The organism is Pseudoneobacillus rhizolycopersici, from assembly GCF_054786815.1.
On record NZ_JBTOOE010000028.1, the window covers coordinates 32,084 to 53,689 of the forward strand.

Below are 21,606 nucleotides of genomic sequence, written 5' to 3' on the forward strand. Positions count from 1 at the left end.
GAAGATTTGAGCGCAGAGAGATCACGCAATATTACCAAACTACCAACTAAATATGCAGAACAACAAGAGAGTATGGAAAAATTCTCTGCGAGAAGACGCAAGCTTCTTTATCGTAGATTAATAGCATTTTTTCTTGTCGTTGGGCTTGTCTCATTTTATATGGTTTCAACTTATTTAACACAGGCATCTGCCCTAGAAGAACGTACGGCTAAAAAAGAACAGCTGGAAAAAAGGTTAGCCAACCTAGAAAAACAGCAACAGATTTTAGAAGAGGAAATTATTAAACTTAATGACGATGAATACATTGCTAAATTAGCTAGAAAAGAGTACTTTTTATCAGAAGATAATGAAATTATCTTTAATCTTCCGGAAACTGAAGAAGAAAAGTCTTCCCAATAGTTGACTTATTGACACTTATTTTTTACATTCTGTATAATATGTAGTAATATGATTTTTTTATATCTTTAAGGAGGAAGTTTCTTTTTATGTCAATTGAAGTAGGCAGCAAGTTACAAGGTAAGGTAACAGGGATTACGAATTTCGGAGCGTTTGTGGAGCTGCCGGAAGGTTCAACGGGTTTAGTTCACATTAGTGAAGTTGCTGACAACTATGTGAAGGATATTAACGACCATTTAAAGGTTGGCGACATGGTTGAAGTCAAGGTAATTAATGTTGAAAAGGATGGGAAGATTGGTTTATCCATTAAAAAAGCGGTAGATAAACCACAACCAGAACGACCAGTAAGACCGGATAGACCAGACAGACCAGACAGACCTTCATATGGAGGTGGCCATGGTGGCGGCGGTCGTCCTCGTCAAGGCGGTAGATCAAATGATCGCGGCCAAGGTGGCGGACAACGAGAGAATTTCGAATCGAAAATGGCTCGTTTCCTAAAAGATAGTGAAGATCGCCTGTCTTCCCTTAAACGCCATACTGAATCAAAACGTGGCGGAAGAGGAGCCAGACGCGGTTAACTTGCTGCTTCTTAACTATATATTTAGGCAGTTTTCAACAGGTCTATCATAGACCTGTTTTTTGTTTAGTTTATATAAAAAAAGAAAGGAATCGCCAAGGGCGATTCCTTTCTTTTATCTGTCCAGCTCCAGCGCCTAGCCCCTCGAGGTCATAAGCCAATGGCTGAATGAAGGCAAAAAGCGCCTTCTTTCAACCCTTGTCTTATGCTTGTCGGGGCTGATCGAGGCGCTTTTAGCTTTTCTATATAGCGGCGGAGGGGATCGAACCCCCGACCTTACGGGTATGAACCGTACGCTCTAGCCAGCTGAGCTACACCGCCGTAATTTAGACACAAGAAATATATTACATTCGACAACCTCAATTGTCAATAAGATTTTAATATAAACAAAATTCGTCATTAAAATTTGGAAAACGGAATGGAATTTGTTTCCTCGTCGGGAAAACAGTCGAACGAAAATGAGGAGCTTGTCCGCTATTTTGACAAACTTTTAAAATTCTGACTCTTATAATGTTTTTAAGAATTATAAAATGGGGAGTGGAGTCAGCATGGAAAAAGTAGAAAGGAATTTAATCGAACCGATTGGTGAAGTCAGTCTTATTCGTTCTCAAATGGGGCTATCAAAAGGGTTAAAAAAGTTTCAATTAAAGCTAGAGAACCTGCTAATCAAGAAAGGTTTCCTACTTCTTTTCATTGGCTTCCTATTAGGGCGGGCTTTAATTTTAGCGAAACTAACACCATTTAGTTTGCCTTTTTTTGCCGCTGTCTACTTTATTAGAAGGGATAAAGCACCAATTGCTCTCATCGGCTTAATTAGCGGAGCTGTAACCTTATCAATCGTCCAAGCGGGGTACACCTTTTTTACTGTCGTGTTATTCCTTTTCATTCATAGGTCCATTAGGAAGTTTATCAAAAATGAATTAAAGGCTATACCATTTTTCACCTTTTTTGTTTTATTAACTGCAAAGCTATTAGGGGCTTTCATTTTTACCAATCAAGTAACGATTTATGATGGGTTAATGGCTGGAGTTGAAGCGAGCCTTGGTTTTATTTTAACACTCATCTTTTTACAAAGTATTCCATTATTAACCTTTACGAAACGTAAGCAAGCCTTAAAAACAGAAGAAATTGTTTGTTTGATCATATTATTGGCCTCCGTGATGACTGGGACAATTGGTTGGGAATTTTATGATCTATCAGTTGAACATATTTTATCAAGATATCTAGTACTTATTTTCTCTTTTGTCGCTGGGGCAACTATTGGTTCAACTGTGGGTGTCGTTACAGGACTAATATTTAGTTTAGCCAATATTTCTAGTTTCTATCATATGAGTTTACTAGCCTTTACAGGTGTTCTTGGTGGACTTCTAAAGGATGGTAAAAAAATTGGTGTTTCGATAGGGTTATTTATCGCTACTCTATTGATGGGAATGTATGGTGAGGGTGCAGGAACAATCGTTAATAGCCTCTTAGAGTCTGCTATTGCCATTTCACTTTTTTTACTGACCCCACAACAATTGACATCCAGGATAGCAAAATATATCCCTGGGACAACTGAGCACACTGCTGAACAGCAGCAATATATGCGAAAAATGCGTGATGTTACTGCGCAACGAGTTGCTAAGTTTTCCTCTGTATTTGAAGCTTTGTCCAATAGCTTTACAAATATAGATGGCAAGGCGGAAGATTTCGATTCAGAACGGGAATTAGATTATTTCTTAAGTAATGTAACGGAAAAAACCTGTCAGACCTGCTTTAAAAAGGAGCAATGTTGGACAAAGAACTTTAATACAACCTATGACCAAATGAGTGAAATTATGCTTGAAATGGATGAAAATAATGGGGTGGTATCAGGTAGGCTTTTGAGAGAATGGGATAAGCATTGCACTCGTTCAAAACGAGTCATCGATGCGATGCAGCAGGAACTAACGTTTTACCAGGCTAACCAAAAACTAAAAAGACAAGTGCAGGAAAGTAGGCGCCTTGTTGCTGAACAGTTATTAGGAGTTTCTGAAGTCATGGGTGACTTCGCCAAAGAAATTCAGCGGGAAAGGGAAAACCATCATAAACAGGAAGAACAAATTTTGGAGGCAATCCAAGAGTTTGGTGTTCAAATAGAACAAGTAGAAATATACAGCCTAGAACAAGGAAACGTTGATATTGATATGACCATTCCATATTGCGGTGGTCATGGCGAATGTGAAAAGGTCATTGCCCCGATGTTATCAGATATTTTAGGGGAAACAATTGTAGTGAAATCAGAAGACTGTGCAACCTATCCAAATGGATTTTGTCATGTCACATTCCGTTCGGCGAAAGCCTATTGCGTTGACACCGCTGTTGCTCATGCTGCAAAGGACGGTGGTCTAGTCTCAGGTGACAGCTATTCGATGATTGAGCTTGGTTCAGGTAAATTTGCGATTGCCATAAGTGACGGGATGGGAAATGGTGAGAGGGCGCACTATGAGAGTCAGGAAACGTTAGAGTTATTACAAAAGATTTTACAATCTGGAATTGAAGAAAAGGTTGCTATTAAATCGGTCAATTCGGTTCTGTCCTTACGAACAACAGACGAGATTTTTTCAACACTTGATTTAGCGATGATAGATATGCAGACAGCCCAAGCAAAGTTTTTAAAAATTGGATCAACGCCTAGTTTTATTAAAAGGGGTGGAAAGGTTAGTAAAATCCAAGCAAGCAATCTCCCAATGGGGATACTTCAGGAATTCGATGTCGATGTTGTCAGTGAGCAGCTAAAAGCAGGAGATTTATTGATTATGATGAGCGATGGAGTTTTTGAAGGACCTAAGCATGTCGAAAATTTTGATATTTGGATGAAACGAAAAATTACAGAAATCCAAACGAATAAACCACAAGAAATTGCAGACTTAATTATGGAAGAGGTGATCCGTTCGCGGGCAGGTTCTATAGAAGATGATATGACAGTGGTAGTAGCAAAAATTCAACATAATACTCCGAAGTGGGCAACAATTCCTGTCCCGAAGCTTCGCAAGCGAGCCTAATATTTTAACCAGAAGTACACTCATTTATGTATAAATCCCCTCTATATAGTCGAAAATGGATACTAAATTAGCGTGGAGGGGAGTTTTGTAAATGAATCCAGGGAGAATTAGGCAAATTTTATTAATAACGGATGGTTGTTCAAACGCAGGTGAAGATCCAATCGCAATGGCAGCTTTAGCAAAAGAGCAGGATATTACGGTTAATGTTATTGGAGTAGTTGACCAGGATATGATTGATGAGCAGGGAAATCGAGAAATTGAAGGCATCGCTTTGTCAGGTGGGGGAGTAAGTCAGGTTGTTTACGCTACTCAACTTTCACAAACTGTCCAAATGGTCACAAGGAAAGCGATGAATCAAACGATTCATGGAGTGGTAAACCGCCAACTTCAACAAATTTTAGGTTCATCTAAAACCATCGAAGATCTTCCACCTGATAAACGAGGTGAGGTCATGGAGGTTGTCGATGAATTAGGGGAAACTGTCGAATTAGAAGTGTTGATTCTTGTCGATTGCAGCGCCAGTATGAAACATAAATTGCCGACCGTAAAGGACGCCTTATTGGACTTATCCCTCAGCCTGAATGCGCGTTCAGGTGAAAACCGGTTTTCCGTTTTTGTATTTCCCGGGAAACAGAAAGATGTCGAAAAATTGTTGGACTGGACCCCGAAACTTGAAATATTAACAAGTATTTTCCCGAAATTACAAACGGGTGGTTTGACACCAACTGGACCTGCCATTAAAGAGGCAATATCTTCATTTAAGAAAAAACGCTCATTAAGGAGTTTGTTAGCCCGTGATGATGAATCATTCTTTGAAGAATCTGTGTAAACTGGATGTCGGGACGGAAATTACTGGGAAATGGCATCGAAACCTTTATACGATTGTAAAAGAACTGGGGTTTGGAGCTAATGGCATTGTCTATTTAGCTGAACACAATGGTCAATATGTGGCCTTGAAGTTAAGTGACAATGGAATGTCAATAACTTCAGAGGTAAATGTATTAAAATCATTTGCAAAGGTCCAAGGGTCTGCCCTCGGACCTTCTTTACTTGATGTTGATGATTGGGTTAGAAGTAAGGGGACCGTTTCTTTTTATGTGATGGAATATATTCACGGCCAGAGCTTTCTAACGTTTATCGAACAAAAAGGTAAATCGTGGATATCGATTATGATTTTGCAATTATTGTCCGATTTAGATAAACTGCATACGAACGGTTGGGTGTTTGGAGACCTGAAGCCAGAAAATCTTATTGTAACCGGGCCTGCGCCTAAGATTCGCTGTATAGATGTTGGAGGAACTACGATTCAAGGAAGAGCAATCAAGGAGTTTACGGAATTCTTTGACCGTGGCTATTGGGGATTAGGGTCACGAAAGGCAGACCCCCAATATGATCTATTTGCTGTTGCCATGATAATGATTAATACGGCCTATCCGAAACAATTTCCAAAGACAACTGGTGGAATCCAGCAATTAAAAAAGATGATTACAGAGAAACAGGAGTTATCTATATACAAAAATTTCCTTTTATATGCTTTGCAAGGGCATTTTTCTACAGCACAGGAAATGAGAAGATATTTACTAGATTTAATGGGCGATGGTACAAAAGCTCCTGAGCGAAACCCAAAGAAGTCATCATCAACGATAAACTCTGGAACGACCTATACTACTTCGAGCCAAGTTAGGTCGCGAATGGTGAAAACAACCCATAATCAGACAAAACAATCTATTAATCGTCAGACCCTAAAGAAAAAAAGAAAAAGCTACTCGCTTTTTGAAACGATGTTGATTGTCTTTGTGGTAACTTTACTCTACGCTTTTTATATCATAGAAAAATTATAAAAAATCTTGAAACTTTTATTCCTTCTATTCGTATAAACAATATCAAATTTAAGTAAGGAAGAACATAATGTTAGAGCAAAAGGTTGAAGCATTTTTAAAACGCCATCACCTGTCCCTTAAAGGAAAAAGGCTATTGATTGGGGTTTCGGGTGGACCCGATTCCTTAACATTGCTTCATTATTTATGGAAAAAACGAGATTTATGGGAGTTAGAGATTATCGCTGTTCATGTCGATCATATGTTTCGTGGGGAACAGTCATGGGAAGAAGCAATTTTTGTTAAAGAAACATGTAGAAAAATGGAAGTTTTATTTGAGTGGAAACAAATCAATGTGACAGCTTATATGCAAGAAACAGGAAAAAGTCCCCAAATAGCAGCAAGGGAATGCCGTTATCAATATTTTGAAGAAAAGATGCATCAGTTTCAAGCAGACTATTTAGTCCTAGGTCATCATGGTGATGACCAGATTGAAACGATTTTAATGAGAATGACAAGAGGGAGTTCCGGATATGCTAGGGCAGGGATTCCTTTTAAACGCCCTTTTGCAAGAGGTGAAATTATTAGACCATTATTAGCCGTAAGTAGGCTGGAAATTGAAAATTACTGCATGATTCATAAGTTGGACCCTAGAAGAGACCCAAGCAATGAAAAACCTTACTATGTTCGCAATCGGTTTCGTTCAGATATACTCCCTTTTTTGAAAAAGGAAAATCCAGCTGTTCATGAACATTTCCAAAGGATGAGTGAGGAACTTAATCAGGATGAAAAGTTTCTAGAGGAATTAACAGTATCTGAATTGAATAAAGTAATGAGAAGCAGAACCGACAGAGAAATTAGTATTGAAGTCGACCAATTTCTCGCAATACCTCTTCCTTTACAAAGAAGGGCGATTCAACTAATATTAAACTATCTTTATAGGGTGAGACCTTCGTCCTTATCTGCCTTACATATAGATCTAATTTTAAAGTTACTGGGTCAATCGAATCCTTCAGGCCAACTTGACTTTCCGGAAGGTTTGCGAATTATTCGCTCTTATCAACAATGCGATTTTCAATTTGGTGAAAAAAAGGCGGGAATTTTCCGTTACGAATTATTTGGTCCAGGTAATATTCATCTTCCTAATGGAGATTCCATACATTTGGAATATGTTGCCCAGTTGCCGTCGACACGTGGACTAGATCTATGTATATTGAATCCGCAGCAGATTCCTTTTCCGCTCATTATTCGTACAAGGGCTCAAGGGGACCGAATTCATCCAAAAGGTATGAGTGGGACGAAAAAGATAAAAGATATATTTATCGATGCGAAGATCCCATTAGCAAGACGAGAAACTTGGCCCATAGTAACAGACGGTGAAGGTAACATAGTATGGGCACCAAAGCTAAAATTATCAAACCTTGATGTTAGGGGTCAGCATTTGGAAAGTTATTTAGTACTAACATATAAAAGCAACGATTCTTCTAGGGGGCATTTATCATGATGGAAAAGGATATTGAAAAAATACTTGTATCGGAAGAGGAAATTCAAATAAAAATCAAGGAACTTGCTGACCAGCTTACTGAGGAGTATAAGGATAAAGTTCCTCTAGCTATTGGTGTTTTAAAGGGAGCTTTGCCTTTCATGACGGATCTCCTCAAAAGAATGAATACATATTTAGAAATGGATTTTATGGATGTGTCAAGCTATGGAAGTGCATTTGTATCTTCAGGTGAAGTGAAAATTATTAAGGATTTGGACACTTCTGTTGAGGGTAGAGATATTTTAATTATTGAAGATATCATTGATAGTGGCCTTACCCTAAGTTATTTAGTTGATCTTTTCCGTTATCGAAAAGCAAAGTCAATAAAAATTGTGACATTGTTAGATAAACCTTCAGGTCGTAAAGCAGATATTCAAGCTGATTATGTTGGATTTATCGTACCTGATGAATTTGTGGTAGGCTATGGATTAGACTATATTGAGAAATACCGAAATTTGCCATATATTGGCGTTCTTAAACCAGAAGTTTACACGAAAAATGAATAGTCTTGTCAAGGTTAAATTCTTGAATTACCATGTTTTTCTATGATACTATTTAGTATAGTTTGTTTACCGTGGGAGGAGGTAAGGAATGAATCGGATCTTCCGTAATACGATTTTTTATTTATTAATATTTTTAGTTATTATCGGTGTTGTTAGCTTTTTTAATGGTAGTAACGAGCCAACTACACAAATAACCTATAATGAGTTCGTCAATCACTTAGAAAAAGGTGAAGTAATTTCGATTGATATGCAACCTGAGGGTGGCGTGTACCTGGTTCGTGGTAAATTAAAAGGTGACAAAGACTTTATCACCCATATTACCAACAATGACCCAATGTTGGCGCGTCTTGACCAAGCAGCTGCTAATGGTCAAAAATTAGAAGTTCATAAAGCTAAAGAAACAAGCGGCTGGGTTACCTTCTTTACATCGATTATTCCGTTTGTGATTATCTTTATTTTATTCTTCTTCCTTTTAAATCAAGCCCAGGGCGGTGGTAGCCGTGTCATGAATTTTGGGAAAAGTAAAGCTAAGCTTTACAATGATGATAAAAAGAAGGTTCGATTTAAAGATGTCGCAGGGGCAGATGAAGAAAAGCAAGAACTTGTTGAAGTTGTTGAATTCTTAAAGGACCCTCGTAAATTCGCTGAGCTTGGCGCTCGCATTCCAAAAGGGGTTTTATTAGTTGGACCTCCGGGAACAGGTAAAACCTTACTTGCTCGCGCTGTTGCAGGTGAAGCCGGTGTACCATTCTTCTCTATCAGTGGATCTGATTTTGTGGAAATGTTTGTAGGGGTCGGGGCTTCCCGTGTTCGTGACTTATTCGAAAATGCAAAGAAAAATGCACCATGTATTATTTTTATCGATGAGATTGACGCCGTTGGCCGTCAGCGTGGTGCCGGTTTAGGTGGTGGTCACGATGAACGTGAACAAACCTTAAACCAATTATTAGTTGAGATGGATGGATTCGGGGCAAATGAAGGGATTATCATCATTGCTGCGACAAACCGTCCGGATATTTTAGACCCGGCTCTTTTACGCCCAGGCCGATTTGATCGTCAGATTACGGTTGATCGCCCAGATGTAAAAGGACGCGAAGCAGTTCTTAAGGTTCATGCTCGAAATAAGCCACTTTCCAGTTCTGTTAATTTAAAGAGTATTGCTATGAGAACACCAGGTTTTTCTGGAGCCGATTTAGAAAACCTGTTGAATGAAGCAGCACTCGTTGCCGCTCGTCAAAACAAAAAGCAAATTGAAATGGATGACATTGATGAAGCAACCGACCGTGTCATTGCCGGTCCGGCTAAGAAAAGTCGTGTTATTTCACAAAAAGAGCGAAATATTGTTGCATTCCATGAAGCTGGTCATACGATTATTGGTGTTGTCTTAGACGAAGCTGATATGGTTCATAAAGTAACAATTGTCCCTCGTGGTCAAGCGGGTGGATATGCAGTTATGCTACCAAAAGAAGACCGATTCCTAGCAACGAAACAAGAGCTTCTTGATAAAATTGTTGGCCTACTTGGTGGACGTGTTGCGGAAGAGGTTGTTTTCAATGAAGTAAGTACTGGTGCACATAATGACTTCCAGCGTGCAACCGGAATTGCCCGTAAAATGGTAACCGAGTATGGAATGAGTGATAAGCTTGGGCCATTACAATTTGGTCAAGTTCAAGGTCAAGTATTCCTAGGTCGAGATATCAATAACGAGCAAAACTACTCGGATAAAATCGCCTACGAAATTGATATGGAAGTACAGCGAATTATTAAAGAGAGTTACGAACGTGCGAAACAGATTATTAATGAAAATCGCAGCAAGCTTGACCTCATTGCCAATACTTTATTAGAGGTTGAAACGCTTGATGCAGAACAAATTAAGAGTCTTGTCGATAACGGCGTACTACCTGACCGTAGTGTTGATACGAAACTTGAAGATAAGAAACAAGACGATGTAAAAGTAAACATCAACACGAAAAAAGAAGAAGCACCATCATCAAATGATGAAGAACAAAAGTAACAGTAAGGCGCCTTTTTAAAAGGCGCTTTTCTTTTTGCGGTCATAAAATAATTAGTGTATGATGTTTCCATATGAGAATTCTGTAGAAAAAGTGGTGATTTTATGATTTTTGTATTTGATATTGGAAATACAAATACGGTTCTCGGTGTTTATGATGGGGAAGAATTGAAATATCATTGGCGAATTGAAACGAATCGCAACCGAACCGATGATGAATATGGTATGGTCATCAAGTCATTGTTTAATCATGTTGGCTTAAGTTTTTCAGATATTGATGGAATCGTTATCTCTTCTGTTGTTCCGCCAATTATGTTTGCTTTAGAACGCATGTGTGAAAAATATTTTCATCTAAAGCCATTAATAGTTGGGCCAGGTACAAAGACGGGCCTGAATATAAAATACGAAAACCCACGTGAAGTAGGGGCAGACCGAATAGTCAATGCTGTTGCCGCTATCCATGACTATGGAAGTCCCTTAATTATTGTTGACTTTGGCACCGCAACAACTTTTTGCTATGTAAACGAAGATAAACAATATATGGGTGGGGCGATTGCCCCTGGGATAAGCATCTCCACTGAAGCATTATATTCAAAGGCGGCAAAACTGCCGCGAATTGAGATTGCCCGCCCGGAAGGAGTCATTGGCAAAAATACCGTTAGTGCGATGCAAGCTGGAATCGTTTATGGTTATGTTGGACAAGTTGAAGGTATTGTCAAACGAATGAAAGAACAAAGTAAACAGAAACCAACGGTTATCGCAACCGGGGGACTAGCACGGCTCATCTCACAAGAATCGGATATCTTTGATGTCATTGATCCTTTTTTAACCTTAAAGGGATTGCAGCTCATTTATAAAAGAAATATCGAGTCTCTAAAGAGATAGAGCATCACGAAAGGAGCAACCGAATTGAACGATTATTTAGTAAAAGCATTAGCCTTTGACGGCCAAGTTCGAGCATATGCTGTCAACAGTACTGAGACTGTTAGTGAAGCGCAGCGTCGCCATTATACGTGGCCAACAGCCTCAGCAGCATTAGGAAGATCAATGACTGCAGGTGTTATGATGGGGGCTATGCTTAAGGGTGAAAATAAACTTACGATTAAAATTAATGGCGGGGGGCCGTTAGGCGGCATAATTGTCGATAGTAATGCAAAGGGTGAAGTACGAGGCTATGTCCACCATCCGCAAACCCATTTCGAATTAAATGACCAAGGGAAACTTGATGTTCGCCGCGCTGTCGGTACAGATGGAATGCTGGTGGTTGTGAAAGATTTAGGGATGCGGGAGCATTTCACCGGCCAAGTACCGCTCGTATCCGGAGAGTTAGGGGAGGATTTCACTTATTATTTTGCCTCCTCCGAACAAGTACCATCGGCGGTAGGAGTTGGCGTTCTTGTGAATCCGGACAATAGTATATTAGCAGCTGGAGGTTTTATCATTCAATTAATGCCGGGTACTGATGATGATACGATCGGAAAGATTGAAACTAGCATTCAAAAAATGCCTCCTGTATCCAAGTTAATTGAAAGAGGCTTATCTCCTGAGGAACTTTTATTCGAAATCCTAGGGAAAGAAAATGTGAAAATACTTGAATCTATGCCGGTTAGTTTTAAGTGTACCTGCTCAAAGGAGCGCTTTGCTAATGCGATTATTAGCCTAGGTAAAGAGGAAATAACACAAATCATCGAAGAGGATGAACAAGCAGAAGCGCACTGCCATTTCTGTAATGAAAAATATCATTATACAAAAGAAGAGTTAGAAGAATTGAAAAAAGAAGCATAGATTAAATAGGTTTTCTACGGGAGAGGAAATTTTTTGAAAAACAATCAGCTTTGGATGATAATTGCTGGTCTCTTTCTAATTAATTGCCTTACGATTGTCTACTTTATGAAGCAACCACTAGCTGGCGGCAATCTTGGCTCTGGTGAGATAGTAGCGGAGATCGGCAAAGAGAAAATTACGCGTGGGGAATGGCTAAATGAAATAGAAGGTCGTTATGGCAAAGCAGTCTTAAAGGATTTAATTGATCAGAGGGTCATAAAGCAATTGGCAGATAAATATAATATCCATGTTTCTGATGAAGCCATTGAACATGAGTTACAGTTAATGCAAACGATGTATGGTGCTAATGGCAAAACGGGTTCTGATGAAGAGAAGTGGAAGGAACAAATTCGTTATAGTCTTCTCCTAGAAGAACTGTTAACAAAGGATGTAATTGTAACCGAAAAGGAAATGGAAGAATATTATCAGGATAATAAAAATCTGTTTGACATTCCGACTAGTTATCAGTTATCACATATTGTTGTGAAAACAGAAAAAGAAGCGAAGGCGGCTGTGAAAGAGTTAAAACAAGGTTCAAGCTTTTCAGCATTGGCAATGGAAAGGTCAATTGAAGAGTTCTCAGCTAATCAAGGCGGCGATATTGGTTTCATTAGCGAAGCGGACGATCGGTACCCTGAAAGTTATATAGATCAAGCCAAAAAATTAGCAAAAGGGGAATGGAGCGAACCGATTGAAGTGAAAAATGGTTATGCCATTATTAAACTTCAACAAAAATTAGCAGGGAAATCCTATTCCTTCGATGAGGTCAAAGGTCAAATCAGAAGACAAATTGCCCTTGAGCAAATGGACGCCCCCGTTTCGGCAAGCGCCTTTTGGAACGAACTTAAGGTCGATTGGTTCTATGAAAACAAGAATGATTAATAAAAAGAAGGTGACCATATTAAAGGTCATCTTTTTTTAGGCATAAGAATGATTTTTTAATGAATAAATGCATATGATTTGACATAAATCTAAATGACTGTTAAATTTTATATAAAACCAATAGTAATACTCGGAATTAAAAACATAAAAATGAGGTGGAGAGAAATGGTTCGAATTGCAAATTCCATTACAGAATTAGTTGGCCAAACACCGATTGTGAAATTAAACAGATTAGTCGATGAAAATAGTGCGGAAGTCTATTTAAAATTAGAGTATATGAACCCTGGCAGCAGTGTGAAAGACCGCATTGCGTTAGCGATGATTGAATCAGCTGAAGAATCAGGTCAGCTAAATCAAGGCGATACGATAATTGAACCGACCAGCGGTAACACTGGAATAGGGCTTGCGATGATTGCTGCTGCTAAAGGCTATAAAACAGTCCTTGTAATGCCGGAAACGATGAGCTTAGAGCGTCGAAATTTATTGCGTGCTTATGGGGCTGATTTAGTATTAACACCTGGTCCGGAAGGCATGGGTGGGGCAATTCGAAAAGCCGAGGAGTTAGCAAAGGAAAACGGCTACTTCATGCCGCAACAATTTAAAAATGAAGCCAACCCTGAAGTGCATCGACGCACAACCGGAAAAGAAATTGTTGAGCAAATGGGCGAACAATTAGATGCATTCATTTCTGGAATTGGAACTGGTGGTACGGTTACTGGTGCAGGATCCGTTCTAAAGGAAACCTATCCATCCATTCAAATTTATGCTGTGGAACCTACAGATTCACCTGTCCTATCAGGTGGGAAACCTGGACCGCATAAAATTCAAGGTATTGGTGCCGGATTTGTACCAGATGTCCTTGATACCCAAATTTATGATCATATTATCCAGGTATCGACGGAGGAAGCTTTTGAATATGCGCGCCGGGCTGCAAAAGAAGAGGGGATTCTTGGGGGAATATCCTCCGGAGCCGCCATTTTTGCTGCATTAAAAGTGGCTAAAGAATTAGGAAATGGCAAAAAAGTATTAGCGATTATTCCTAGTAATGGTGAACGTTACCTAAGCACACCACTTTATCAATTTGAAACAGAATAAAACAGAAAAGCGGAAGCGCCTATAAAGGGTGCTTCCGCTTTTCTTGTTTTGTACAATATTCTTTCATCATGTATGATAGGTAGAGAATCTATTTAGGAGGCTTTTTGGTGACGACCTTACAAATAAAATCTGCTAAAATCCCTTATACATTGGAACGTTTTTATCAAAACTATCGTCAAATAGCTGAAGTCTATACGAATCATATATTTCTCGAAAGTGGACGCGGTGGGCGGTATAGCATGGCTGCCTTTGAGCCTGTTGCAAAATTAGTCGGAAAAAACCACCATCTTCAAATTGAATCAAATGGTCAGACCGAAACCAAGCAGGGGAACCCGCTCCATCTGATGCGCGAGTGGATGAAACAATACCATATGGAAAGTGATCCAACACTACCAGACTTTCGAGGTGGAGCAATTGGATTTATTAGTTATGACTATGCTCGTTATATTGAGAAACTTCCCGATTTGGCTGAAGACGATCTTGGTATTCCGGAAATATATTTCTTAGTTTTCCACGAATGGTTTATTTTTGACCACCTAACTTCAGAACTATGGCTATTATTTTTACATAAAGAAGGCGAAGACGTTGGCGCCAAAATCGAGTACTGGCAGCATAAATGGGATCAGGAAATACCAGAACGACCATTGGTGAAAACAGTCATGCACGATGATACTTTACAAGTCTCAATGACAGAGCAACAATTTATTGATGCTGTTATCAATGTTCAAGATTATATTTCGGCGGGCGATGTATTTCAGGTTAATCTTTCCGTACGTCAGTCTAAGCCACTTGCGGTCGAAGCAATCGATGTCTATGAACAGTTACGTGTTTTAAATCCTTCGCCATATATGAGCTATTTTCACACTTCCGATTTCCAACTTGTTAGCGCTTCACCTGAGCTGCTGATTAAAAAGAAAGGTTTGGAAGTCAGTACCCGTCCAATTGCCGGAACTCGGTCAAGAGGTAAGGATGAAGCAGAGGACAAAGCATTAGCCAACGAATTAATCGACAATGAAAAGGAACGGGCTGAGCATGTTATGCTCGTTGATCTTGAACGGAACGACTTAGGACGAGTTTGCCAATACGGAACCGTTGAAGTAAATGAGTTTATGGTGATTGAAAAATACTCACACGTCATGCATATTGTCTCTAATGTAAGAGGCGAATTGGCACCAGAAAAAGACGAATACGATTGTATTGATGCGGTATTTCCAGGGGGAACGATAACAGGAGCACCTAAGGTAAGAACGATGGAGATTATCGAAGAGCTCGAGCCTGTTCAACGGGGAATTTATACCGGATCATTAGGTTGGATTGGTTTTGACGGAGATATGGAACTGAATATCGTCATTCGGACGATGCTGGTCAAAGATGGACAAGCCCATGTCCAAGCAGGAGCCGGAATCGTCATTGACTCAAGTCCAAAAAATGAATACAAGGAAAGCTTAAAAAAGGCCATCGCACTATGGAAAGCAAAGGAGAAAGCAGAGACCATATGATTCTAATGATCGATAATTATGATTCGTTTACCTATAATCTTGTCCAGTTCTTAGGTGAGTTAGGTCAGGAACTGGTCGTTAAGCGGAATGACCAAACTTCTTTAGAAGAAATTGAGAGGCTTCAACCGAAATTTTTAATGATCTCTCCCGGTCCATGCAGTCCTAATGAAGCGGGGATTAGTCTTAAGGCGATCGAGTATTTTGCTGGAAAGATTCCAATTTTCGGGGTCTGTCTTGGACATCAATCGATTGCTCAAGTGTTTAATGGGGACGTTGTTCGCGCGGAAAGACTCATGCATGGGAAAACATCGGATATGTTCCATGATGGCAAAACGATTTTCGTTGGAATGGATAATCCATTCCCAGCAACAAGATATCATTCATTAATTGTAAAAAAAGAAACCATGCCGGAATGCTTAGAAATATCCGCTTGGACAGCTGAAGGCGAAATTATGGCCCTACGTCATAAAACATTGCCAATTGAGGGAGTTCAGTTCCACCCGGAATCCATCATGACGAAGAACGGAAAGAAATTACTCCAAAACTTTATCAATTATTATGAAAGTTACCTACCTTTGCAAAAAGAAAAAGGTAGAATTTAATGATGTTTATTTATCTGAACGGCAGGATTATCCCAAAGGAAGAGGCATTTATTTCGACATTTGACCACGGCTTTTTATATGGAGTGGGCCTCTTCGAAACCTTTCGAATTTATGATGGTCATCCCTTTTTACTGGATGACCACCTGCAAAGATTAAATGAGGGATTAAAGGAGCTTCTGATTGAAAAGACTTTTACCCGAGAAGAAGTGGAAGAGGCATTAAGATTAGTTCTTGAAGCAAATAGCTATAAAAATGCTTACATACGTTTTAATGTTTCCGCTGGCATTGGAGAGGTAGGGCTTCAGGTTGAACCGTATCTGGAACCGAACACGATTATTTTTGCAAAACCATTGCCACCGGCTAATCGAATAATTTCGGAAAAACGAGCCCAGCTTTTAACGGTAACTAGGCGCAATTCACCCGAGGGGAGCCGACGATTAAAATCGCACCACTTTTTAAATAATATTCTTGCAAAACGGGAGGTCGGGGCATCTTCGGATGTTGAAGGGATTTTTCTAAACTCCCATGGCTACCTAGCCGAAGGAGTCGTATCTAATCTTTTTTGGGTGAAGGACGGAATTCTATACACACCTTCGGTTGAAACGGGAATCTTAAATGGGGTTACAAGGCAATTTATTATTCAACTAGCAAAAATAAACGGAATGAAAGTAGTAGAAGGCTTTTATCAACCTAAGAATCTTGATTGGGCTGACGAGTTTTTCATAACCAATTCGATTCAGGAAGTGGTCGGGATTAACTGTTGGAATAATCGCGACTACCCTGGGGCAAACGGTGAATTTGTTCGGTTATTTTATAATGATTACCGAGAAAATTGTTTAAAGCTTTATAGCAGAAATGAGTTAAGTTAGGAGTGTACAGCAATGGGCATGATTCATTGTGGATCATATCAGTTAGACTATGGACGTAAAACACTAATCATGGGAATTCTAAACGCCACACCGGATTCCTTCTCTGATGGGGGGCGCTATAATAATTTAGAGTATGCGGTCGAACGGGCCGAGGAGTTGGTCGCTTTAGGTGCTGATATCCTTGATATTGGCGGAGAGTCAACTCGTCCTGGTCATGCTGCAGTATCAGTTGAAGAGGAATTAGAACGTGTCATTCCCATTATTGGAGCAATTTCTAAATCTGTAAAAGTTCCAATTTCCGTTGATACCTATAAAGCGGAGGTAGCAAGACAAGCTATTCTAGCTGGAGCTCACATTATCAATGATGTTTGGGGTGGCAAAGCTGATGAGGAAATGGCGAAGGTTGCGGCTGAAAACCAGGTTCCGGTCATCCTCATGCACAATCGAAACAATCGCGACTATCAGGTGTTTTTTAGAGATTGCCTAAACGATCTGTTTGAAAGCATTACGATGATGAAAGCAGCGGGAGTGAAAGATGAAAATATTATTTTAGACCCAGGTATTGGTTTTGCCAAGGATTTAGAACAAAATCTCCAAATGATGCGAGATTTGGATAAGCTGGTCGCACTTGGCTATCCAGTTCTTTTGGGGACATCGCGGAAAACGATGATTGGACAAGTACTTGATCTTCCGATTAATGAAAGAATGGAAGGGACAGGAGCGACTGTGTGTTATGGGATTCAAAAAGGTTGTCAAATTGTTCGGGTTCACGATGTAAAGGAAATGAGTCGAATGGTGAAAATGATGGATGCCATGATGGGGAAGGGTGAGATTCGTGGATAAAATTACTGTCAATGGGATGACTTTTTTTGGATACCATGGTGTTTTCCCCGAAGAAACAAAGCTTGGCCAAAGATTTATCGTTGATTTAGAGGTTTATTGCGATCTAATGGAAGCCGGGCTTAGCGATGATCTTCATCACTCTGTCAACTATGCTGAACTATATTTTACTACAAAGGAAATCGTCCAAGGAGAGCCTTTTAAGCTGATAGAAGCGGTTGCTGAAAATATAGCAAGTACCGTATTAGAAAGGTTCCCACTAGTGCAGGAGGTAAAAGTGGTGGTTATTAAACCTGACCCCCCAATCCCTGGCCACTATAAATCCGTGTCTGTTGAAATAACAAGGGGGCGATAATCGTGGAAAATATGGCGTATATCGCATTAGGCTCAAATATTCCTGACCGATTCAAGCATCTAATGGGAGCCATTGAGTTCTTAGAGCAACATGTAAAAATAAATGTTGTCAAAACCTCCTCCATCTATGAAACGGATCCGGTCGGCTACACGGAGCAGGAATCTTTTTTAAATATGGTTGCTTTAGTAAAAACAGATCTCAAGCCACATGATTTGTTAAAGGAATGTTTAAAAATTGAAGCTGCACTTGGAAGAAAGCGTGAAATTAGATGGGGGCCACGTACGGTTGACCTGGATATTTTGATATATAACCAGGAAACAATCAACACAGAAGAATTGATTGTTCCACATCCACGCATGATGGAAAGAGCTTTTGTACTTGTTCCATTGTTGGAAATAGCTTCTGATTTATCTTTACCATCAATACATGATATAAATATACTAGAACTTCAGGAAAAAGAGGGTGTTCGATTATGGAAGCGGAAAAGTTGGGACGACGCATTCGCGCCTATCGAAAACTAAAAGGCTATACCCAGGAAGGATTTTCGAATGAGCTGGGTATTTCGGTTTCGATTTTTGGAGAAATTGAACGAGGTAGTCGAATGCCGACAATAGATATATTAGAGAAGATTTCTACTATCCTTCAGGTGAGTGTAAAAGAACTTTCGCCAACGGAAAACGAAGATAAATAAGTAGTAAAAAGGAGGTACAAATGTTAAAAATTGGCGATATCGTGATGAAAAATCCAGTTGTCCTTGCGCCAATGGCAGGTGTTTGTAACTCTGCCTTTCGCTTAACAGTTAAGGAATTTGGGGCAGGCTTAGTTTGTGCGGAAATGGTAAGTGATAAAGGGATTATATATAAAAACGATAAAACGATGAATATGCTTTATATTGATGAGCAGGAGAAGCCGTTGTCTCTGCAAATTTTTGGAGGGGAACGCGAATCACTTGTTGAAGCTGCTAAATTCGTTGACAAAAATACAAATGCCGATATTATCGACATTAATATGGGCTGCCCGGTTCCAAAAATCACGAAATGTGATGCCGGAGCTAAATGGCTATTAGATCCAAATAAAATTTATGAAATGGTTTCGGCTGTAGTGGATGCGGTTGATAAACCGGTTACCGTTAAAATGCGTATTGGCTGGGATGAAGAGCATATCTATGCTGTTCAAAATGCACAGATGGTCGAGCGCGCAGGAGGAAAAGCTGTATCACTCCACGGCAGAACACGCGTTCAAATGTATGAAGGAAAAGCAAATTGGGATATCATTCGTGAAGTGAAGCAATCCGTGAATATTCCGATTATCGGTAACGGAGATGTACAGACACCACAGGATGCTAAACGTATGCTAGATGAAACCGGGGTAGATGGTGTAATGATTGGTCGTGCAGCTCTAGGTAATCCATGGATGATTTACCAAACCGTTAAATACCTTGAGACAGGTGAATTAATTGGCGAACCAACTGTTAAGGAAAAAATGGATGTCTGCGTCCTTCACCTAGATCGGTTAATTGCCCTGAAAAATGAACACATTGCCGTCCGGGAAATGAGAAAGCATGCTGCTTGGTATTTAAAAGGTGTCCGCGGAAATGGAAAAGTCCGTGATGGAATCAATGAATGTGAGACTCGTGAACAATTAGCATCGCTTCTTTATAGTTTGGTAGAAGAGAACGAAACCTTGGTCGGGTAAGGGAAAGTTTGACACCTTTATGTCCTTTTTCTATAATACTCTTCATATAAGTTCAAGCTGCCAGTTGGTTACTGGCAGTTTTCTTTATATTTTTTTGTCTACAACGGAAAGATTGTGTAAAATAGAAGGTATGTTATTTGAAAGATATATGAATATTTACATATAAAGAAATTGGAGATGAATGAAATGAGTCATGAAGAATTAAATGACCAGCTACTTGTAAGAAGAGAAAAAATGAATGCCATCCGCGAAAAAGGAAAAGATCCATTTGGGAAAAGATTCGACCGTACACATCAATCACAAGATTTAGTGAACGAGTACGGGGAATTATCGAAAGAAGATCTAGAAGCGAAAGCAGTTCCGGTTACAATCGCTGGCCGGATTATGACCAAACGAGGCAAAGGGAAAGCAGGCTTCACCCATATCCAAGACTTATCAGGTCAAATCCAAGTATACGTTCGTACGGATGCTGTTGGGGAAGAGCAATATGAACTTTTTGATGAAGCTGACTTAGGTGATATTGTTGGTATTACAGGTACATTATTTAAAACTCAAGTTGGTGAATTGTCGGTTAAAGCTAAAAACTTTGAACTTCTAACAAAGGCACTTCGACCATTACCTGATAAATTTCACGGCTTAAAGGATGTTGAGCAACGTTATCGTCAGCGTTACTTAGATTTAATCGTGAGCCAAGAAAGCAAAGAAACATTTATTAAGCGTTCGAAAATTATCCAATCTATGCGCCGATACTTAGATGATCATGGTTATTTAGAAGTAGAAACTCCGATGATGCATTCTATTGCCGGCGGTGCTTCTGCTCGTCCATTCATTACGCACCATAATGCATTAGATATGGAACTTTATATGCGGATTGCGATTGAACTCCACTTGAAACGCTTGATTGTCGGTGGATTGGAAAAGGTATATGAGATTGGCCGCGTTTTCCGAAACGAAGGAGTATCGACACGGCATAACCCAGAGTTTACAATGATAGAGCTGTACGAGGCATTTGCCGACTATCGCGATATTATGAGCTTAACGGAAAACTTAATTGCCCATATTGCCCAAGAGGTAAACGGAAACACGACGGTTCAATACGGGGAGTATTTAGTCGATTTATCACCACAATGGCGCCGGCTTCATATGGTTGACGCTATTAAAGAATACACAGGGGTTGACTTCTGGAAGGAAATGACCGCAGAAGAGGCACTTCAACTTGCTAAAGAACATGGAGTTGAAGTAAAAGATACAATGCTTTATGGTCATGTCGTCAACGAATTCTTTGAACAAAAGGTCGAAGAGCACCTCATTCAGCCGACATTTATATATGGCCACCCAGTGGAAATTTCACCACTAGCGAAGAAAAATGAGGAAGACCCACGCTTTACTGATCGTTTTGAATTATTCATCGTTGCTCGAGAGCATGCCAATGCTTTCACGGAGCTTAACGATCCAATTGATCAACGCGAACGCTTTGAAGCGCAATTAAAGGAACGTGAACAAGGTAACGACGAAGCCCATATGATGGATGATGACTTTATTGAAGCGTTAGAATACGGAATGCCACCAACAGGTGGTTTAGGGATCGGAATCGATCGCTTAGTCATGCTATTAACGAACTCTCCATCTATTAGAGATGTTCTGTTATTCCCGTTAATGCGCCATCGTTAAAAAACAGTAGGCAAAGATACTCGAGAAGAGTTCTTTGCCTTTTTAGTTATTTTGAAATTGTTTTATAAAAACACATTGACTAATCAAATATAGAAGTATAGAAAGAATGGTAATAATTTTAGGAGGAAAAAATATAAAAAAAGCTATTGCAGTCATAATAAAATCATGTTATATTAGATTTCGTTGTTACGAAAACAACGTGTTAATTAGTTATCACGAAAGAAAAGATAAAAAAGTTCTTGACTGTGATAATTGATTCTGTTAGTATTAAAAAGTCGCTTACGAGCGAAATGAATTGCTCTTTGAAAACTAAACAACCAAACATTAACAAAACTTCTTTTTTAAAAAGAAACAAGCCAGATTAACTTTTTGAGCTTTTATCAACTCTTTATTGGAGAGTTTGA

Annotated in this window: 21 protein-coding genes and 1 tRNA gene; 21 read left to right on the forward strand and 1 reads right to left on the reverse strand. The window is 39.5% G+C overall.

From position 1 onward, the window contains the following. The first annotated feature begins 6 nt into the window (after nt 1–6). Complete coding sequence (locus ACX9YW_RS20315; RefSeq protein WP_460349949.1) at nt 7–399, forward strand: FtsB family cell division protein; 393 nt, start codon at nt 7–9, stop codon at nt 397–399. A gap of 86 nt (nt 400–485) precedes the next feature. Next, nucleotides 486–974, forward strand: coding sequence for a S1 domain-containing RNA-binding protein (locus ACX9YW_RS20320; RefSeq protein WP_460349951.1), 489 nt, complete (start codon nt 486–488; stop codon nt 972–974). 246 nt (nt 975–1,220) lie between these two features. Here the strand turns inward: ACX9YW_RS20320 and ACX9YW_RS20325 are convergent. Continuing rightward, nucleotides 1,221–1,294 (reverse strand) — tRNA-Met (locus ACX9YW_RS20325). A gap of 227 nt (nt 1,295–1,521) precedes the next feature. Between ACX9YW_RS20325 and spoIIE the strand changes: the two genes are divergently transcribed. The 19 genes from spoIIE (at nt 1,522) to lysS (ending at nt 21,202) form a co-directional block, all read left to right on the forward strand. Next, a complete protein-coding gene (gene spoIIE, locus ACX9YW_RS20330; protein WP_460349953.1) occupies nt 1,522–3,996 on the forward strand; it encodes a stage II sporulation protein E in 2,475 nt (824 codons plus the stop codon). A 91-nt stretch (nt 3,997–4,087) separates the two neighbouring features. Then, nucleotides 4,088–4,825 carry a vWA domain-containing protein gene (locus ACX9YW_RS20335; RefSeq protein ID WP_460349955.1) on the forward strand — a complete coding sequence of 246 codons (738 nt, stop codon included), beginning with the start codon at nt 4,088–4,090 and terminating at the stop codon, nt 4,823–4,825. After that, the gene (gene prkT / locus ACX9YW_RS20340; protein WP_460349957.1) at nt 4,794–5,837 is read left to right on the forward strand and encodes a serine/threonine protein kinase PrkT; all 1,044 of its coding nucleotides are present in this window, start codon (nt 4,794–4,796) and stop codon (nt 5,835–5,837) included. Before ACX9YW_RS20335 ends, prkT begins: the two co-directional genes overlap by 32 nt. Nucleotides 5,838–5,904: 67 nt before the next feature. Continuing rightward, entirely contained in the window at nt 5,905–7,317 is a 1,413-nt protein-coding gene (tilS, locus tag ACX9YW_RS20345) for a tRNA lysidine(34) synthetase TilS (RefSeq protein WP_460349959.1), read from the forward strand. After that, nucleotides 7,317–7,862, forward strand: coding sequence for a hypoxanthine phosphoribosyltransferase (gene hpt / locus ACX9YW_RS20350; protein WP_460349993.1), 546 nt, complete (start codon nt 7,317–7,319; stop codon nt 7,860–7,862). The genes tilS and hpt overlap by 1 nt, the downstream gene beginning before the upstream one ends. Before the next feature lie 85 nt (nt 7,863–7,947). Continuing rightward, entirely contained in the window at nt 7,948–9,873 is a 1,926-nt protein-coding gene (gene ftsH, locus ACX9YW_RS20355) for an ATP-dependent zinc metalloprotease FtsH (protein WP_460349961.1), read from the forward strand. A gap of 102 nt (nt 9,874–9,975) precedes the next feature. Next, a complete protein-coding gene (locus ACX9YW_RS20360; RefSeq protein ID WP_460349963.1) occupies nt 9,976–10,755 on the forward strand; it encodes a type III pantothenate kinase in 780 nt (259 codons plus the stop codon). Between the two features lie 24 nt (nt 10,756–10,779). Then, the gene (gene hslO / locus ACX9YW_RS20365; RefSeq protein WP_460349965.1) at nt 10,780–11,655 is read left to right on the forward strand and encodes an Hsp33 family molecular chaperone HslO; all 876 of its coding nucleotides are present in this window, start codon (nt 10,780–10,782) and stop codon (nt 11,653–11,655) included. A gap of 33 nt (nt 11,656–11,688) precedes the next feature. Beyond that, entirely contained in the window at nt 11,689–12,576 is an 888-nt protein-coding gene (locus ACX9YW_RS20370) for a peptidyl-prolyl cis-trans isomerase (protein ID WP_460349967.1), read from the forward strand. Nucleotides 12,577–12,741: 165 nt separating this feature from the next. Beyond that, nucleotides 12,742–13,671 (forward strand): cysteine synthase A, encoded by a 930-nt coding sequence (gene cysK, locus ACX9YW_RS20375; RefSeq protein WP_460349969.1) that lies wholly within the window; start codon nt 12,742–12,744, stop codon nt 13,669–13,671. 107 nt (nt 13,672–13,778) lie between these two features. Further along, nucleotides 13,779–15,170, forward strand: a complete 1,392-nt coding sequence (locus ACX9YW_RS20380; RefSeq protein WP_460349971.1) for an anthranilate synthase component I family protein — start codon at nt 13,779–13,781, stop codon at nt 15,168–15,170. Next, a complete protein-coding gene (gene pabA / locus ACX9YW_RS20385; RefSeq protein WP_460349973.1) occupies nt 15,167–15,772 on the forward strand; it encodes an aminodeoxychorismate/anthranilate synthase component II in 606 nt (201 codons plus the stop codon). Before ACX9YW_RS20380 ends, pabA begins: the two co-directional genes overlap by 4 nt. 2 nt (nt 15,773–15,774) lie before the next feature. Then, on the forward strand, nt 15,775–16,641 hold the full coding sequence (gene pabC / locus ACX9YW_RS20390; protein WP_460349995.1) for an aminodeoxychorismate lyase: 867 nt from the start codon (nt 15,775–15,777) through the stop codon (nt 16,639–16,641). A 12-nt stretch (nt 16,642–16,653) separates the two neighbouring features. Further along, nucleotides 16,654–17,484: a dihydropteroate synthase gene (folP, locus tag ACX9YW_RS20395; protein WP_460349975.1), complete on the forward strand. Its 831-nt coding sequence runs from the start codon at nt 16,654–16,656 to the stop codon at nt 17,482–17,484. Continuing rightward, entirely contained in the window at nt 17,477–17,836 is a 360-nt protein-coding gene (gene folB, locus ACX9YW_RS20400) for a dihydroneopterin aldolase (RefSeq protein WP_460349977.1), read from the forward strand. The genes folP and folB overlap by 8 nt, the downstream gene beginning before the upstream one ends. Before the next feature lie 2 nt (nt 17,837–17,838). Then, nucleotides 17,839–18,357: a 2-amino-4-hydroxy-6-hydroxymethyldihydropteridine diphosphokinase gene (gene folK / locus ACX9YW_RS20405; RefSeq protein WP_460349979.1), complete on the forward strand. Its 519-nt coding sequence runs from the start codon at nt 17,839–17,841 to the stop codon at nt 18,355–18,357. Next, entirely contained in the window at nt 18,309–18,527 is a 219-nt protein-coding gene (locus ACX9YW_RS20410) for a helix-turn-helix domain-containing protein (RefSeq protein ID WP_460349981.1), read from the forward strand. Before folK ends, ACX9YW_RS20410 begins: the two co-directional genes overlap by 49 nt. 20 nt (nt 18,528–18,547) lie before the next feature. Then, entirely contained in the window at nt 18,548–19,531 is a 984-nt protein-coding gene (dusB, locus tag ACX9YW_RS20415) for a tRNA dihydrouridine synthase DusB (RefSeq protein ID WP_460349983.1), read from the forward strand. A gap of 186 nt (nt 19,532–19,717) precedes the next feature. Further along, nucleotides 19,718–21,202, forward strand: a complete 1,485-nt coding sequence (lysS, locus tag ACX9YW_RS20420) for a lysine--tRNA ligase (protein ID WP_460349985.1) — start codon at nt 19,718–19,720, stop codon at nt 21,200–21,202. Nucleotides 21,203–21,606: the final 404 nt, after the last annotated feature.